We start from the raw sequence: 17,093 nt of genomic DNA, 5'->3' as shown, positions 1-17,093 counted from the left end.
TTATGAGCATAATAAATTTTTCAAATACCCGTCAGATGGAGGGGATTCTTGACGAAATCAGTCAAGTAAAGGAACTTATTGAAAGTAAGATAAACTTGTCGCGCACTGCAGACAGAGAGAAACGTGCTAGTCTAACCACAAACAAAGTAATGCGTATTTGCTTTATAGTCGGTTTGAGTTTGACTACAGAACGCAAGGAGGAAGATTACAAGGATATACAGCTCTCTGCTACATCGGCACGTATCGTTCCGAGTTTCTTTACGATGCACGATTTATCTACCTTGTACTCTGCGTTACTAAAATTGCGCTACGCCAGTCTGAATATAGATTGGTCGCAAAATGCCGTGTTATCTCGCATCATTGCCGCTGAAATGCTGCGTGGTAGAAACTACCTATTGGCTGATAACAATTTGGATTCCATCTTATATGCAGTAAACAATAAGGTGGCAATGGTAAAAGATATTCCTGCGCTGAACTTGATTATCGGCAACTATGGTGATGTTGAGATGGAAGCCACTCTCGACATCAACAGCCGAGACATTACCAACTCACAAATCATTATTGCCGGTGCTACGGGTTCAGGAAAAACGAATCTGCTTGCAGTGTTGATGCAACAGTTCAGAACATTATCGTCAGAATCGCAATATCCGGTAAACTTCCTGCTTTTCGACTACAAAGGAGAGTTCAGCGACATTCAGAACAATCACTGGCTTTCACATTTTGATGTAGATCGCAGCTGTATCATAGACCCGATTGAGCATCCTCTACCATTCACTCCGTTCAAGGACCTCACAGACCGCCCTATCAATGAGATAAACCTATATTCATCCGAGATGGCTTCGGCTCTATGCTCAATCGACCGAGTATCAGCCAGTGCAAATATGAATAACCGATTGAGCGAAGCCATTGTAGAGGCATACAAGAAAACAGAAGGTGCACCCATAACATTCAACATGATGTTGGAAGAATATCAAGCCAAGATGACAGACGCCGGAAAGGATGACAGCATTTCATCTGTACTGAAACAGTTGGTGCGTGCTAATATCTTCGAAGAGGAAGATAAAGCCAGCCTTATCGATGACTGTTACATCATAAAAATGGACGGCTACCCCAAAGACGGCCCGATAGCAAAGGCTATTGTCTATTTCATTATCTCAAAGCTCAACAACATATATGAACAGATTGAAAAACAGGCAACAAACGAGGATGTGGTGCAGATTCGTCATTTCTCTATCATAGATGAAGCCCACTATATGCTAGACTTTGATAACCGCCCGTTGCGAAACCTTATTGCTGTAGGCCGAAATAAGGGATTAAGTATCATTCTCGCCACTCAAAATATGAGTAGCTTCAAAAGTAAAGGGTTTGATTTCTATGCTAATGCCCAATATCCACTTATAATGAAGCAACAGACTATTGACGATAAAGTTATCAAAGACCTATATGGTGTCAGTGGGCAAGAATTGCAAGAAGTACGAACTGCCATAGCTGGACTCCAAAAAGGCGAACTGATTATCAAAGACCAAATGGCATTCGCACTTGGTATGGGCAAGAAGTATAAGAAAATTAATGTGACACATTTAATATAACTACTTGATCGATTATGATAAAGTTACCTATTAAAATAGTTCAACTTTTATGGAGTTGTGGAAATAACAAAGTCGAACATCTGAACGGATATGATAAAGAGCTTAGTAAAGCTACATTTGATATTGTTTCCACATCACCCTTTGTTATACAGACAGATAGCGTCAGCATCCTTCTAACGAGAGATGAGAATGACCCTAATATTGAAAATTATCAATATGCTGTACTAACAAACAAAAAACCTCGTAAAAGTGAATTTCTAAAAGGGAATATTTTGTCAATCAGATGGATAAAACATCCAACGTTCACAACTTTGCATCCAAATGAAATAGCGGCTTCATGGAAAGAAAGATTTCTTTACAGAAAGGAAGATATTCCAAATTCTATCTTTGGGCTTCGAGCTCCGCAACTTGGAGCTATATATGCTTTTATGTCTAAGGCTCAAATTCACCATGGCAGAAATATAATAGTAATGCCAACCGGAACAGGAAAGACAGAAACAATGCTAAGTATTCTCATTGCGAATCAATGTCCCAAAGTACTCATAACTGTTCCATCTGATGCATTGAGAGACCAATTGGCAAATAAATTTATCACATTAGGAATACTTCCAAAGTATGAGATAGTTGCTAGCGATTGCATCTATCCTAATGTGGGAATTGTCAAAGAAGGCATGGATTATAATGGATGGCATTCTTTAATCGAAAAATCTAATGTTATAATTACAACCATGCCACTTATTACAAATAGTGAATCAACGATCATAGATTTATTACGGGCAAATATAAGCCATCTATTCATTGATGAAGCACATCATTCTGAAGCTAAAACATGGAGCGAATTTATTGATTCTTTCGATGACGAGAAAGTCACACTATTTACTGCTACCCCATTCAGAAATGATAGTCGAAGATTAAGAGGAGATTTTATTTACAATTTTTCTTTAAAAGATGCGCAGTCACAAGGATATTATAAGCCAATAAAATTTATTCCGATAAGGGAGTATGATCTGATTCAAGCAGATAGACATATTGCAGAAGTGGCGGTCAATCAACTTCGTTCTGACATAGAGAACGGATACGATCATATTCTTATGGCTCGATGTAGTACAAAACAAAGAGCCAAGGAAGTAATGGAAATTTATCAGCAATACTCTGATTTGAATCCAGTGGTAGTATTTAGTTCAATGCCTAATCAAAAATCAATTCTAAACGGCATAAAAGATAAAAAGCACAAAATTATTGTTTGTGTTAATATGCTGGGAGAAGGATTTGATATGCCAGAATTAAAAATTGCAGCAATTCACGATGCCAAACAGAGTTTGCCAATTACATTACAATTTATAGGTCGATTTACACGTACCTCATATGACTCCAATCTTGGAAATGCAAGTTTTATTACGAATATAGCTTATCCTCCTATATTGGAAGAACTTGAAGAATTATATGCAAAAGATGCAGATTGGAATAGCTTGTTGCCACTTCTAAATGATGGGACTACTGAACAAGAAAAAGATTTTAATCAATTCATTCAATCATTTGGAAATTTAGAATTATCAAAAATTCCATTTCAGGGTATAAATATTCCATTAAGTGCCACAATTTATAGAACTTCTAACACATGGAATCCGAAAGCATGGGAAGATATACTATCTCCTGAAATTTATGACTATCGGTTTGGAAGTAGTACTGCAGAGGGGGACACATTAGTTGTAATTGGTGGAAGCATTGAAAATGTTGATTGGGGTAACGTTGAATGTGTACAGAATTTGCTATGGAATATCCTTGTCATTCACAGATATTGTACGCCCAATTATAACCATGCCTATGTCTACAGCACTTTGAGTGAGACTGACGAGATTGTTAAGGCTATTTTTGGAGAAGATGACACCAGTAAAATTTCAGGACATTGCGTATTTCGTGTCTTTCATGATGTAAGGCGTTTTGCTATTGCTAATTTTGGCGGCAGAAAAGCTCGTATAGGAAACGTTTCTTTTAAGTCCTATTATGGTAAAGATGTTCAAGAAGGCATTTCTATGACCGAACAAAAGCAATTAACGGCAAACAATTTATTCGGGAACGGCTATAGAAATGGTGAACGAACTAGTGTGGGATGTTCTGTAAAAGGAAAAATTTGGAGTCACACAAGAGGTAATCTACTTGAATATACGAAATGGGCTAGAATGATTGGAAAATTAGTCGAAGATGAAAGTATTGATCCAAATTATTTTATAAAAAATACTTTAAGAGTTTGTACAATCTCTGAATTACCTCAAATTGCGCCTATTGCAATTGACTGGGATCCAGAACTATATAGGGATTATCCAGAGCATGGCATTTACTTAACACATAATGCTATTGACTATCAATTATGGTATGCTACTATCGAATTGGCAAGTTGTGAAATAAAAAATACAATCACATTTAATATCCTTATAGAGGATTCTAAATTCACTTACATGATTGAATACTACGAAAGGGATAATCACAAAACATATCATGTTAAGCAAGTAAGTGGAGATAAGCTAAAAATGAGATATGGGACTCGTCTTTATAATGATATTTGCGATTATTTTAATAATAATGATGCAGTTCCTGTAATTTATTTTGCTGATGGTTCGTGCCTTTATGCCAATAATTTAGTGGGTACAAATTCTGATATAGCCCCATTCCCACAAGAAAAATTAATAGGTATTGATTGGGCTGATACTAAAATTGAGAATGAATCACAACATGTAGTACCTTATGAAACAGATTCAATTCAATATTTCTTCTCTAAATATATTTGGGATCAATTTGACTTGATTTACGATGATGACGGTAGTGGAGAAATTGCAGACTTGATTGGATTCAAAAATGAAGATAATGCAATACACATGCATCTATTTCATCTTAAATATGCACATGGCGGAAAAGTAAGTAATATGATATCTAATTTTTATGAAGTTTGTGGACAAGCTCAGAAATGTCTAAAATGGAATGATAGAGATAAAAGTCGCCAATTGTTCAATCGCCTTTTTGCGCGTAAAATAAAAAAATATCAAGGAAGAGAATGTTCAAGAATACTCAAAGGTTCCGAAGAAGAGCTCGAACAATTGAGTTCACAAATTAATTGGAAAAAAGATTTGATTATGCACATCAACATTGTTCAGCCAGGATTAAGCTGTTCAAATCCAAGTTCAGATATACTTAATCTATTAGGTTGTGTCGCCTCATATATTAAAGATGTCTCGAATATTGATTTAAACGTATATTGCAATCAGTAATTCGTGGATCTTATTTAACCCCACAAATATAATACTGCACCAACATTAATGCTCGTGCAGCATTATTAAATCATTTTACATCAATTGGGAGGATGGCAATAGTTGTACAAATTTCAAAAATTGAGGAGAAGTACAAACCAAACAGCGAAACAATAGATATAGTATCAAAATGGTCATAACTGTTACGATAAAAGACATATTATTATGAACGGAGACTTTGCAGATATTCAATACGCACAAATCAGAGAATACAAGTATGCTCAATGGTTTAAAGAGGTACAATACAACGGAAAAACACTTTCGGAATCAGAGCGTAAAGAATTTATTTCTGTCATAGATAGCACCATCACCCAATACTCCGAGGGACTTCCGTTAATGACAAATATTCTAGAAGATACGAAAGAAAAACACGATGAATACCACAAAATAGACCGAATTGTTGTCTCCGTCTACCTATTTGTCCTTATTACAATGATTGACAGTATGGTAGCCGGGAAATACTTCATTCTTGCTGACCGCGACTATGACCGAAGGTTTATGCGCGGAAAATTGTTTGTAATCCTTAATGAAGGCTTCAAAAAACTTTATGGTTTTAATGAGAAATCCCATAAGAAATCAGAATGGGACACACTTCTGCCCATAATGAAGTACTTTCCGGAAGTAATCAATCGTCAATATCAGGAATTAACATATCTCCTCGAAAACCAATCACATACCTCTTCTTGGTGGAAAGATGAACGTAACTTTGAAACCCATCTTGACTCAGAGAATTTATATAAATCACGACAGGAAGAGATTGTTGAAAGCAAAGTTATGATGGATTCCCTAAAACTTTTTAATACGCTGATGGCTGTAAGCAATTTTCTAGGTAATGTTCACACTTGCCTTTTCAACTTCCTTGTTAGAAAATATCACAAAGGTGAATTGTCTGAATGAAACGTATTGCGGTCTTTTATAACATATTGTCAGCATATCATTTAAAACAAATACAATCCACTGAGTGCTTATGAATCTTTGATTCGCGATGGCTATCACTATGACAGAGTAGCTGCGACACGAATGCATTCCCCCCATCCGGACGAAAAATACTATACCTAAAATAATTATTCGCAGAGAGTTTTTCTATATGTTATTCATCATCTTCATCAAGATATGTCCAGTCTTTAGTAGCATATTCCTTTTCAAACTCCGCCAAATCTCCCTTAATGCGTTCTCGGAAGCTCTCTTCGCTATCATCGCCACTCATCATCCAATCTACGCGAGTTGCATATATTTCTGCTATGCGCATTTGCCGATATGCCTCCTTCATTGCATTTATCGTCTCATCTGACAGTTCCAATACATCAGCATCATCCGGATAACGATCATAACAACAATGATAGATTGAGTATAATACTGGAATTTGTTCACCATCAGGAGTATCAGACATATTATGCGTTGTTGACTGGAATATTATGTCATCTGCGATAAAAAGGTCTGCATATTTTTGTTCTGCCTTGACGATAGTTTTATCTCTCAGGAGAAAAGATTCTGCATCTTCATAACTAGCAAACTTCATATAGCTGTTATAGTTATGGAATGAGCTAAAGCTATCTTTCTCATAAATTACCCAATAATCCATATGCTCTTTCTCTGGCTTTGGCTGTAAAGCTCTCGCAATATCACGCTCCATAGTATCTGCAATTTCACGTATTGCATATGTGCTCCTATCAAAATATCCTCCACTCATAGTTATTTTTCTCCTTATCAAATTAAAGACTATCATATCGTTTATCCAACACTCCGGCAAACATATCCATCTCTCTCTTGGAAATACTCAATCGTGTTGCCAATTCGCGCCATCCTTTTACCGCTTCAATCACCTCCGAAATAATCTTTTTTGCCGTTTTTCGATTAAGCATATAATCTTCGCAAGCATCCAGCAAAATACTCAGTTCAGCCTTATTGGAGCCTGATGAGACAAGCAGACTCTGATACTCATTCAAAGTAGGATTCATATCGTATGCAGGAGAAAGCGTCCAACCTTTTGCCGTTAAAAGAAAACCATGATTGCGGAAATGGTCATCGCTATTACCAATGCAGATATTGAAAGCTACACGGCGATAGAGTTCCTGCAGATTCTCTTCCACATTCGTACAGTTCTGGATTATGAAATCGACTATATCCAGATAGCCGTGTCCTGTAGTTGCATTATCGCCGTCATTAAGTCCCAATAAGGTCATGGCAGAAGCAAAGTGAATTCGTTTTCTCTCTTGGGTTCTATCGAAGCGTTGAGAAAGCAAAATGTGATATTTCTCTCCCGCTGCCAGTATTTTGGTTTTCGCAGCATTAATACCGGCTTTTGCAGCAAGAAGATGACTGAAATGCTCCCAAAGCCCTGCATCGTAATCATCTTTGCGAGAAGGAAACTTGGCTATATAAAGCGTTTTATCCGTGTCTATCACACTGGCTTTAGGCCTTGCACCTCCCAATGAAGAACCGGGCTGCACGAGTTGTGCAACCCATTTCCTGTCAGGCAGGACATTCCCCTCTTCGCTTTTCTCAATTTCCGCACTGGCTGCAATCAACTCCCTTATATCCGTCAGAGGTGGGATTTTCAACGACTCACTTACATTTATAAATCCTCCGTCTTTTGATTCCTTAAAACGGAAAGCACCCATTCGGGAAAAGTCATCAATACCGGTCAAAAAGTCGAAAGAAGACAGTCTCCGTACCGGTCGTTTCTCTTCCATCGCAGCAATCTGTTCACGTCGCAACAGCAGCGTTCGTCCCCAACGATCCGGCAAAGCATCCGAGAAACATCCGAATATATCTTTCTCTGGTTGCGTATATTGCTGTCCGGGATAATTATTGAGGTCATCACTCAGGAACAAATCCCCGTGTTTCTTCAACCATTCATCGCTGAAGGTAAAGCAATAGCTGTCCGAGCCACGAAGAGATTCATAACCTAACTCGCCAATGAGTTCTGTCTCCTTGAGCCAATCAAAATCGGCATAAACATATAGCGTCTTCATCGTTTACTCCTTTTTTGAGGCACGTTCCCTTGTCTTCAGACTCAAATCCTGCAAGGCTTTTCCCAATTTATCTTCTTTGGCCAGCCACAGAATATCATCGTCAAGCTGTAAAGCATACAGTACACGCAAGTAGATTCCGATTGCTACCGTCGGTGCGCCTTTCTCTATTCGGGACACAGTCAATGAAGAGCAGGTGGCACGTTCAGCCACCTGAGCCACACTCAGATTCCTACGCAAGCGAGCCAGTTTAATCTGCTCTCCCACAACTGACATCTTCTGCTCCAATTTTCGGGGCAACTTAGTCCCCATTGTATTCTTTACCATATTAACTCATCATATAATATGCAAAGATATTGCTTTTTATCTATTTAATGATATATTGCGGACAAAAAATCACAAGATTAAAAGACACATAATAAAAACTGAACCTATGCAATTAATGCACAGATTCGGTTCCTTATCATTTAGCTCATTCCATTGATTCCCGAATAATCCGCCGAGTCTCTTTCTTATACTCCTTGCGATCATATTCAAATCCCCTGCACATCCAACAGCTACACGGAGTACCTGTAGTTTTGTAAACTTGCGCCCATCTGTCTTTTGCCAATTCAAACCAACGAGGATGTTCATAATAGCTTCCATCCTCTCGAATGATGCAATGACCATAAGCAGCATAAAGAATCATGCGAGCCTCAAACACACGAGCCATCTGTTGGCGTTTCCAAAATTTGTTTCTTTTGTCCATCGTCTCTTTCTATTAAAGTTAGGATGAACAATGATGTTATTTGGGTGAGATTTAATATATCCATATAGCATTGTGTATTTTACCGTTTTATAGTCTTTGTGCAAGCCTCGCAAGCCGTTCCTTCAACAATTCGTCATACCTTTCCTTTAATTCAGTGCAAAGGAAAGAGTTTTGAATGACGGTCTCAAATTTCGGCAATAGTTTGATATACTTATTTATCAGTCGTTCTACAATCACATTCTCTATCCCCAACGTGGCTGCCGACCTAATAAAATCCTCTCTTTGAAGCTTTTTCTTCCGACCATTCAAAGTTAATGCTAACTCTTCGTCATCCTTGGGATTGATGATAACCGCATTTAGCAAATCATAAGCAGGGGTTAGACGTATCTTATCAGCAGCTTCATACAAAGAGAAGTTTTTCAAGTGCATATCGTTATTCCCTGTCAGCCAAGAGAACAAGACCAACTCGAAGAAATTAGTGACATCCATTTTGGGCAAGGAAGAGTATTTCAATATAGTCTTGCCGATACGTTCATAACTACTTTTGTATTTATGTTCCGTTTGCCTTTCGGTCAGTTGACACATATCTTCCATCGCAATCTTCTCTCCGGTAGAAGTTCTGTCAATCCGGCGGGTAAGATAGCATAGCGTATCATCTGCCATCCGCATCAGCGTATGAGAAACTACCTCAATATGTGCCACCTCTGCAAGGTGCATGGTTAAATCCTCGACTTCAGGCATCATTTCATATTGCGAGGTCTGAGGCTTACAGATATAAGCGCCCCATAGACCGACAATAGTCAATCGTTTGCTGCCCTCATGTTCCTTCAAATGCAAGGATAATTTTGGCTGAACACCGGTTAAAGAGGTTTGGTCTTGAATGATTTGCAGAGCAAGCTGGTCAAGTTGTTCTGTCGTATAATCAAGAATAGGCAATGTTGCTGTCCCGAAAAACTTCTTTATGCAAGCTGTGTGCATATCCTTTTCCCCCTTTAAGAGCGGGCGATAACAATATAAGCAATTATTACACATGGCTTTCCTCCTTTTCTTCCATTGGAATGACGCTTACTGCTCCGATACAATCCTTGCAGCATGTCAGCAACAACGACATCCGGTCAAGAATGCTGATGTCTGTATTCCGCAATGCAACATCCAACAGCCATCCTTCAGGAATCAAACCGTCGAAAAATGGGAATAGCGCAGGACTTGTATATGCTTCCTCCTGTAAAGGCAATGTCAGGCTAACAGCCTTTGCCGTTTCTGAAGAGAGATATTCCGGCAAATAGCGAAACTCATATCCGGCATCGTTTTCTGTCAGAATACCAGCCAATTGGTCTTTGTAAAATATATGGGCTTGTCTCATTGATTATTAGGTTGAAATTTCTCTTCGTTCATTTACAATCACTCTCGCTTCGGCATAGTCAAAACAAGTTTTGCCTCTACTCTCGACTTAACCGTTTATTTTTTGAGTGGCAACCATTTCATAATTGAAAAAGTCAAGAAGCTGATTTACCTTATCAAGGCGTAGCGTTTCCTTTCCTTGCTCAAGGTCTCGCACAAAACGCAATCCCACTCCCGACTTCAACGAAAGTTCTTCTTGCGTCAGATTATATTGCTTTCGCAACATTTTGACCGTAGTAGAAAGATTATTCATAGCATTCAATGTTTAAAATCCAAGATTTTACAATAAAGGCTGCACCTCGGAATAAATCAAACAAGTTTGATTCTTCACTCAGTTTGCATTTTATTTATACCTTTTCGGGTACAAAGATAACATAAATATTCAACATTATATCAGTATGGGTATAATTTATTGTTTTATCTACGTGAATATATCAGATAAGGTATAAGTTACAGAGGTTTTGAGTTGCAAATTATGAAGGCTAAGACAAACATAACACAATGGTTATACACTTTTTCAAGCGAATTACAGCATAAATCACCGAAACCAACTTTACTTTATCCCCGTATTCATATATACGTGCATTAAAGTAAAACTAAAAGAGGGAGAAAAAGAGATGGCTTCTCCAAAACTGAGCCGAACCAGACCCTAACAGACTTTCTCTTTTGGCTGCTAAATAATCCGACACCATAACCCAAAAGTACAGCAAGATTCGTCCCTTGCCAAGCCACAAAAGGCAACCCCAAAATCCGTTGAAGAATCCGTAAATCCATCTCTGATTTTGCAGCCCCAATCGGCGAAATTATCCCCGATATGCCTTATCTTTGTGAAGCGGAGGTTTCGGGGCGAAAGAGAACGATTTTCCCCATTTTCCCTCTGTTTTGAGGTGGGCAACGAAGAAAAGTGTTAAATCTGCGATTTTTGGCGAAAAAACAAGTAATTTTTTGAGTAGTCTATCTTTTAAGCTGTAAACCACTGATAATCAACTGGCATAATATGCTGCATCGGAAAATGAGCCTCAAAAATCGACTTTTGCAGGAATTGACGAAAATTTGTTGTTATTCTGTTACTCAAAATCAAGAAACAAAGTTTTATAAATTGATTTATAAATAGTTACACTTGTAAACTGAGTTACTGCGTCGGAAAATAAGTGATGATTACCAACGATTCGCATATATCATCAACGATTATTAAGGCGTTCTTTTGAGCGCCTTTCTCTTTAGCCTTATAAGCAATGGTTATCGTTTATAGGGCTTTTTCAGCTCATTTTTGTACCGCATTTGTTGCTCGTTTGTTGAAACCTTGTTTCTCTCCAACAAGGTAGCACTGCCGCAGAAGAAGCAGTGTTCAATTGTCTGATGAAAAAAAAAGGCTAAGCGCAAGCGAGGCTTTCATTTATAACCAATTTTTATTAACATCTTAAATTCAATTATTTATGGTACAAAAAGATTTAATTCTTGATTTCAATCTCTATTTGTGTGAGAAGTTCGGCTACAGAAACAGTTGTAGTGTGATACAAAATGCCAATGGTTTTTGTGTGAACATCAGTGAGCGTGATTTGGACTGCTACATTCGCTTTTGGGAGTATAGCGAAGGAAGAGGTAACTTCCCCGACTGGTCTATCATCATTGTGCGCAGTAACTTCAAGAAGAAAGCCTGAAAGATTTGGCTCGGTTCTTCAAGGAGTACATGCCACGCTACGATTACAAATACCTCTGCACCGAAGGCGATGACTACAAGTATTATCAGACACTTGGTTTGAAGTTCATCCACAAAGGACTTTTCGGGCAATACAATTATGGATTGCCGATAAAAGACTTGAATGTCTAATACTTGGATTAGAGTTAAGGAGGGGATTTTTTCCTCTCCTTTTCTCTTTCTGATATGCCCCATTATCCCTACTTGTTGCCGGAGGGCTGGGAATGGTGTAAATTAGAAGATATTGTTTCTTTTGGTGGAGGTAAAACTCCGTCAATGGATAATAAAGAATATTGGGATAATGGAAGCCATCTGTGGGTAACTTCTAAAGATATGAAGTATAGCCATATAACAAACTCTCTGATGAAAATCACAGATAAGGCTTTGGAAGTAATGACAACATATAAGAAAGGTACATTACTCGTAGTAACACGTAGTGGTATATTGAGGCATACTCTTCCTCTTTCTATATTAGAAAAGCCTGCTACAGTTAACCAAGATTTAAAAACAATTTCACCTCATCTACTGGAACTATCTGAATATCTTTATGTTGTCATTAAAGCTAACGAGCAATTTATCTTAAAAGAATACCATAAAGATGGAACAACAGTAGATAGTATTGATTTTGATAAGTTCAAATGCTTACCAATTCCTTTAGCCCCTATCGCAGAGCAAAGACGTATAATTGTTGAAACAAAGCATTGGTTTGCTTTGATTGACCAAATAGAGCAGGGCAAAACTGATTTACAAGCCGTCATTAAGCAAACTAAATCAAAAATCCTTGACCTTGCCATGCATGGAAAACTCGTACCACAAGATCCGAATGATAAACCAGCATTCGAGTTGTTGAAACGCATAAATCCTGACTTCACACCTTGTGATAACGGGCATTATACGCAGTTGCCTGATGGATGGACAGTTGCACCCATGCAAATACTATGTTCGTTGATTGATGGTGATAAGCAAAATGGTATAGAAAGGATAAATCTTGATGTTAAATATTTGCGTGGTGAACGTGATGCCAAAACTTTAACTTCCGGCAAATATGTAGCTGCAAAATCTCTTTTAATTTTAGTTGATGGAGAGAATTCAGGTGAAGTATTCAGAACTCCGATTGATGGCTATCAAGGTAGTACTTTTAAGCAGTTGTTTATCAATAAAAATATAAATGCGGAATATGTGTTACAAGTTATCAACTTGCACAGAAAGATATTACGAGAAAATAAGGTTGGCTCTGCTATTCCCCACTTGAATAAAAAACTATTCAAAGCAATAGAAGTGCCAATACCTCCTTATGATGAGCAGAAAAGAATTGTGGAGGCAGTAAATCTTGCCTTTAAGCAACTGGATGTAATCACGGAGAGCCTATAAACTCTCGGTGGATTACATCTAATTGATCAAAAATTCTTTGAACAGTTTCTACAATCCGTATCTGCTCTTTATATGGTGGTAAGGGAAAATCAAAATTACCAATAACAGAAGCACTGATATTTGGTTGTGCTCCTCCATATGCAATTTTTAGTATTTCATCAACTTTTGATTGCATATAAGTATTTCGATAAACAGGAGACAATGAGGACTTGTTTAAGATTTTGATATTTCCTACACGTTGATTTAGGTATGCTGTTTCATCAAACGGATATACCCCCATTTTTCCTGTTGTTGCGCCAGACATGGCAATAAGCAAATCTCCTTTTGAAATCTTAAACTTATTGTCCGTAATACCCTCAATATAAACACAGTCAGTTATATCTATCGTATTATGAATGACATTTGATATACGAACTAATGGTATTCCTTGTGGCTTATAATCATTGCTGCTGAAAGCAAAACCATTCTCAATTCTACACAAATCAGATAACTTGCACATAGCCCATCCTGCTGGTAAGTTCTGATAATGCCCGATACGTTTTGCTATATTGTTACTGTATTCATTATAAATCAATGTAATATGGTAACAAAATTCAAAAATCATTTGGCAAAGACTAATCTTGCCAAGAACACCGTCACTTCCTATGTGTGGACGGTGCAGTATTTCCTCAATCATTATGGAGAAGTAAACAAAAAGAACCTTTTGGCATACAAGGGGTATTTGGTGGAGAACTTCAAACCACAGACGGTTAACCTGCGATTGCAAGGAATTAACAAGTATCTGGAGTTTACGAAACAAGAAAAACTAAAAGTGAAGTTCGTAAAAGTACAGCAAAAGAACTTCTTGGAAAATGTAATCAGCGATGCCGATTATAAATTTCTCAAAGCCCAGCTTAAAGTAGATGGTTATGATGAATGGTATTTTATCGTGTGGTTCATGGCTGCCACCGGAGCACGTGTTAGTGAATTGCTCCACATCAAAGCGGAGCATATCAAAGTGGGGTATCTTGATCTGTATAGCAAAGGTGGAAAGATTCGACGGCTATACATCCCCAAGAACCTACGGACGGAAGCAGAGAAATGGTTGAAGAATCAAGGTTTAACATCCGGCTATATCTTTTTGAACCGTTTCGGACAGCGTATTACTACTCGTGGAATCGCTTCCCAACTCAAACATTTTGCCGAAAAATACGGAATGAACAAGGAGGTTGTTTATCCTCATTCATTCCGTCACCGTTTTGCCAAAAACTTCCTTGACCGCTTTAATGACCTTGCTCTACTAGCCGACCTAATGGGGCATGAAAGCATAGAAACTACACGCATCTATCTACGTCGCACTGCCAGCGAACAGCAGAAGATTGTGGATAAAGTGGTTAACTGGTAAAGTCGCATCAGCCTTTAGAAGTGTATTCATTTACACTTCTAAGGCATTTTGAACGTTATCAAGAACAGAGAATAGTTCTTCTATCTTTTGAACAATGCGTTGTTGTTCTGTCAATGGAGGCAATGGAAATAACCATTCATCAATATGCCCTTTATTAATAGAGGGAGAATTATCTCCTTTCATAAATTGGTTTAATCCATTTACCACATAGTCTGAAACCATAAGATAATAGCAATAATTAGAATTTAGAATTTGTGGAATAGCACTACACACGTAAAATCCTGTCGATGCTATACAATTATTAGTAACAACCTTTGCTATATTGCGCAAATAAGGACGAACCATCGAAAATATAACGTCATTCTTTTGAGTGTAACGGCTGGCTCTACTTGGTGCGTTGGGAGTTTTTATTGTTTTAATTTCGTTTATTATTTGCTGTTTATTATCAATGGAATCAATATCGATATATTGAAATTCGTTGTTCTTGGGTTTTGTCGATTTCATAGGGAAAAAGATATTCTTTCCTTTTACCCAAACCCAATTTTGAGGCAACTTCTCACTATGCCCGTTATCACAAGGTGTGAAGTCAGGATTTATGCGTTTCAACAACTCGAATGCTGGTTTATCATTCGGATCTTGTGGTACGAGTTTTCCATGCATGGCAAGGTCAAGGATTTTTGATTTAGTTTGCTTAATGACGGCTTGTAAATCAGTTTTGCCCTGCTCTATTTGGTCAATCAAAGCAAACCAATGCTTTGTTTCAACAATTATACGTCTTTGCTCTGCGATAGGGGCTAAAGGAATTGGTAAGCATTTGAACTTATCAAAATCAATACTATCTACTGTTGTTCCATCTTTATGGTATTCTTTTAAGATAAATTGCTCGTTAGCTTTAATGACAACATAAAGATATTCAGATAGTTCCAGTAGATGAGGTGAAATTGTTTTTAAATCTTGGTTAACTGTAGCAGGCTTTTCTAATATAGAAAGAGGAAGAGTATGCCTCAATATACCACTACGTGTTACTACGAGTAATGTACCTTTCTTATATGTTGTCATTACTTCCAAAGCCTTATCTGTGATTTTCATCAGAGAGTTTGTTATATGGCTATACTTCATATCTTTAGAAGTTACCCACAGATGGCTTCCATTATCCCAATATTCTTTATTATCCATTGACGGAGTTTTACCTCCACCAAAAGAAACAATATCTTCTAATTTACACCATTCCCAGCCCTCCGGCAACAAGTAGGGATAATGGGGCGTATCGGAAGTCTTTGCAGACTTCTTGCTCCGCTTGATTTTGCCTTCCTTTATCAGTCGTTCTTTTTCAGCCTTGATTCGTTCGAGCAGAACTGATGCAGGTTCATCGTTTGGATCTTGCGGTACAAGTTTTCCATGTATCGCAAGATCGAGTATCTTTTGACGTAATGCTTTTGTATCCATCGTTGTATATCTGTTTGTAATTGAACAGCCAAAAACTGCACAATTACTATTCATTTTCTTCCAGTTTCTTTAATTCCTCATTCTCTTCAAACTCTTCAATCCACTCCTTCACCTTGGCTTGCAATAAAGCCTTGTTGGGAAGATAGAGTTGATAAGCAGAAGCATAGATGTTAGCATCTTTAGGCAAGGTGAGTTCCACAAGTGCATCGTTCTTCTCCCTGCACAGCAGAATGCCAATTGTCGACTTTTCAAAGTTTTGTTTGACATAGCGGTCATAGTAGTTGACATACATCTGCATCTGTCCGAGGTCTTGATGAGTAAGTTTGTCTATCTTCAGATCTATAAGCACATAGCATTGCAGTAAACGATTGTAAAATACCAAGTCAACAAAGAAATGCTGCTCATCAAACGTGAACCTTTTCTGCCTTGCTTCAAAGAGGAACCCTTTGCCAAGTTCTAATAGGAACTGCTGCATCTTGTTGATAATGGCATTCTCCAATTTAGACTCGGAGTAAACTGCATCAGGTTTCAGACCAAGAAACTCTAATGTTATGGGATTCTTGATAATGTCCGATGGTTTCCCAATAGTTTGCCCTTCTTTAGCCAACCGCATTACTTCATCTTTGTTACGGCTCAAAGCCAATCTCTCATAAAGACAGCTTCCTACTTGACGGCTGAGTTGTCTTTTAGACCATTGTTGTTGGGTACATTCTATTTCATAGAAACTGCGGGCATCTGGATTTTCAACCCTCATCAGTATAAGATAATGAGACCATGAGAGAGCGAATGTCGGTTCAGAGATATATTCCTCTGCCTTCGGATAATCTGCTAACCACTGGTTAGCCTTTTGGACATCTTCAAATTGATAACCACTGGTTGTCAAATTACCGTAAACCAAATAAAACTGTCGAATTTGACGTAAATTAGAATATGACCATCCATCGCCCAGTCTATCAGTCAGACGTTTGGAAAGTTCTTTCAGCACAGACTTTCCATATTCGGCTCTTCTCTCTCCCTTTTGCTCATATTCTACTATATATTGTCCGATATGGAACTTAGTATAGACCTCTGCTATATTGACAGCTGTTGCCACACGTCTCCTTGCCTGCGTGACGAGGTCAACAACCTTCAAGAACAGGTCGTTTATATCTTTATCATTTGTGATAATGTCTTTTCCCATA

At 38.0% G+C, this 17,093-nt stretch carries 15 protein-coding genes and 1 pseudogene; 6 read left to right on the top strand and 10 right to left on the bottom strand.

What is annotated here, in order from left to right; all coding sequences use genetic code 11:
* Positions 1–2 precede the first annotated feature (2 nt).
* From D8S85_RS01620 to D8S85_RS01610, 3 genes are all read left to right on the top strand, one after another.
* Positions 3–1,589, top strand: a complete 1,587-nt coding sequence (locus tag D8S85_RS01620; protein ID WP_025867796.1) for an ATP-binding protein — start codon at positions 3–5, stop codon at positions 1,587–1,589.
* A gap of 14 nt (positions 1,590–1,603) precedes the next feature.
* Positions 1,604–4,852, top strand: a complete 3,249-nt coding sequence (locus tag D8S85_RS01615; protein ID WP_127074738.1) for a DEAD/DEAH box helicase — start codon at positions 1,604–1,606, stop codon at positions 4,850–4,852.
* 204 nt (positions 4,853–5,056) lie between these two features.
* Positions 5,057–5,788: a hypothetical protein gene (locus D8S85_RS01610; RefSeq protein WP_127074737.1), complete on the top strand. Its 732-nt coding sequence runs from the start codon at positions 5,057–5,059 to the stop codon at positions 5,786–5,788.
* Positions 5,789–5,981: 193 nt separating this feature from the next.
* On the opposite strand, the gene D8S85_RS01605 is transcribed toward D8S85_RS01610, so the two are convergent.
* The 7 genes from D8S85_RS01605 to D8S85_RS01575 form a co-directional block, all read right to left on the bottom strand.
* Positions 5,982–6,581, bottom strand: coding sequence for a hypothetical protein (locus tag D8S85_RS01605; protein WP_025867798.1), 600 nt, complete (start codon positions 6,579–6,581; stop codon positions 5,982–5,984).
* Between the two features lie 22 nt (positions 6,582–6,603).
* Entirely contained in the window at positions 6,604–7,866 is a 1,263-nt protein-coding gene (locus D8S85_RS01600) for a type II toxin-antitoxin system HipA family toxin (RefSeq protein ID WP_127074736.1), read from the bottom strand.
* A 3-nt stretch (positions 7,867–7,869) separates the two neighbouring features.
* Positions 7,870–8,190 (bottom strand): helix-turn-helix domain-containing protein, encoded by a 321-nt coding sequence (locus D8S85_RS01595; protein WP_025867800.1) that lies wholly within the window; start codon positions 8,188–8,190, stop codon positions 7,870–7,872.
* Between the two features lie 145 nt (positions 8,191–8,335).
* The gene (locus D8S85_RS01590; protein WP_081768148.1) at positions 8,336–8,611 is read right to left on the bottom strand and encodes a hypothetical protein; all 276 of its coding nucleotides are present in this window, start codon (positions 8,609–8,611) and stop codon (positions 8,336–8,338) included.
* A gap of 87 nt (positions 8,612–8,698) precedes the next feature.
* The gene (locus D8S85_RS01585) at positions 8,699–9,589 is read right to left on the bottom strand and encodes a HipA domain-containing protein (RefSeq protein ID WP_044158396.1); all 891 of its coding nucleotides are present in this window, start codon (positions 9,587–9,589) and stop codon (positions 8,699–8,701) included.
* A gap of 46 nt (positions 9,590–9,635) precedes the next feature.
* A complete protein-coding gene (locus D8S85_RS01580; RefSeq protein ID WP_127074735.1) occupies positions 9,636–9,974 on the bottom strand; it encodes a HipA N-terminal domain-containing protein in 339 nt (112 codons plus the stop codon).
* An 87-nt stretch (positions 9,975–10,061) separates the two neighbouring features.
* The gene (locus tag D8S85_RS01575; protein ID WP_025867804.1) at positions 10,062–10,265 is read right to left on the bottom strand and encodes a helix-turn-helix transcriptional regulator; all 204 of its coding nucleotides are present in this window, start codon (positions 10,263–10,265) and stop codon (positions 10,062–10,064) included.
* A 1,183-nt stretch (positions 10,266–11,448) separates the two neighbouring features.
* Between D8S85_RS01575 and D8S85_RS01565 the strand changes: the two are divergent.
* Positions 11,449–11,843: pseudogene (locus tag D8S85_RS01565) on the top strand (hypothetical protein).
* Between the two features lie 54 nt (positions 11,844–11,897).
* A complete protein-coding gene (locus D8S85_RS01560; protein WP_127074733.1) occupies positions 11,898–13,082 on the top strand; it encodes a restriction endonuclease subunit S in 1,185 nt (394 codons plus the stop codon).
* On the opposite strand, the gene D8S85_RS01555 is transcribed toward D8S85_RS01560, so the two are convergent.
* Positions 13,066–13,686 (bottom strand): restriction endonuclease subunit S, encoded by a 621-nt coding sequence (locus tag D8S85_RS01555; RefSeq protein WP_127074732.1) that lies wholly within the window; start codon positions 13,684–13,686, stop codon positions 13,066–13,068. The two genes, D8S85_RS01560 and D8S85_RS01555, sit on opposite strands and share 17 nt — an antisense overlap.
* Here D8S85_RS01555 and D8S85_RS01550 point away from each other — a divergent pair.
* Entirely contained in the window at positions 13,663–14,466 is an 804-nt protein-coding gene (locus tag D8S85_RS01550; RefSeq protein ID WP_106625282.1) for a tyrosine-type recombinase/integrase, read from the top strand. The genes D8S85_RS01555 and D8S85_RS01550 overlap by 24 nt on opposite strands.
* A gap of 30 nt (positions 14,467–14,496) precedes the next feature.
* Here D8S85_RS01550 and D8S85_RS01545 read toward each other — a convergent pair whose 3' ends face one another.
* Together D8S85_RS01545 and D8S85_RS01540 are read right to left on the bottom strand one after the other, a co-directional pair.
* Entirely contained in the window at positions 14,497–15,912 is a 1,416-nt protein-coding gene (locus D8S85_RS01545; RefSeq protein WP_127074731.1) for a restriction endonuclease subunit S, read from the bottom strand.
* 46 nt (positions 15,913–15,958) lie between these two features.
* Entirely contained in the window at positions 15,959–17,092 is a 1,134-nt protein-coding gene (locus D8S85_RS01540; RefSeq protein WP_106624502.1) for a PDDEXK nuclease domain-containing protein, read from the bottom strand.
* Position 17,093: the final 1 nt, after the last annotated feature.

This window comes from Butyricimonas faecalis (assembly GCF_003991565.1).
Lineage (GTDB): Bacteria > Bacteroidota > Bacteroidia > Bacteroidales > Marinifilaceae > Butyricimonas > Butyricimonas faecalis.
Note: the sequence above shows the minus strand (reverse complement) of the source record. Positions and strands in the feature narration are given on the sequence as shown.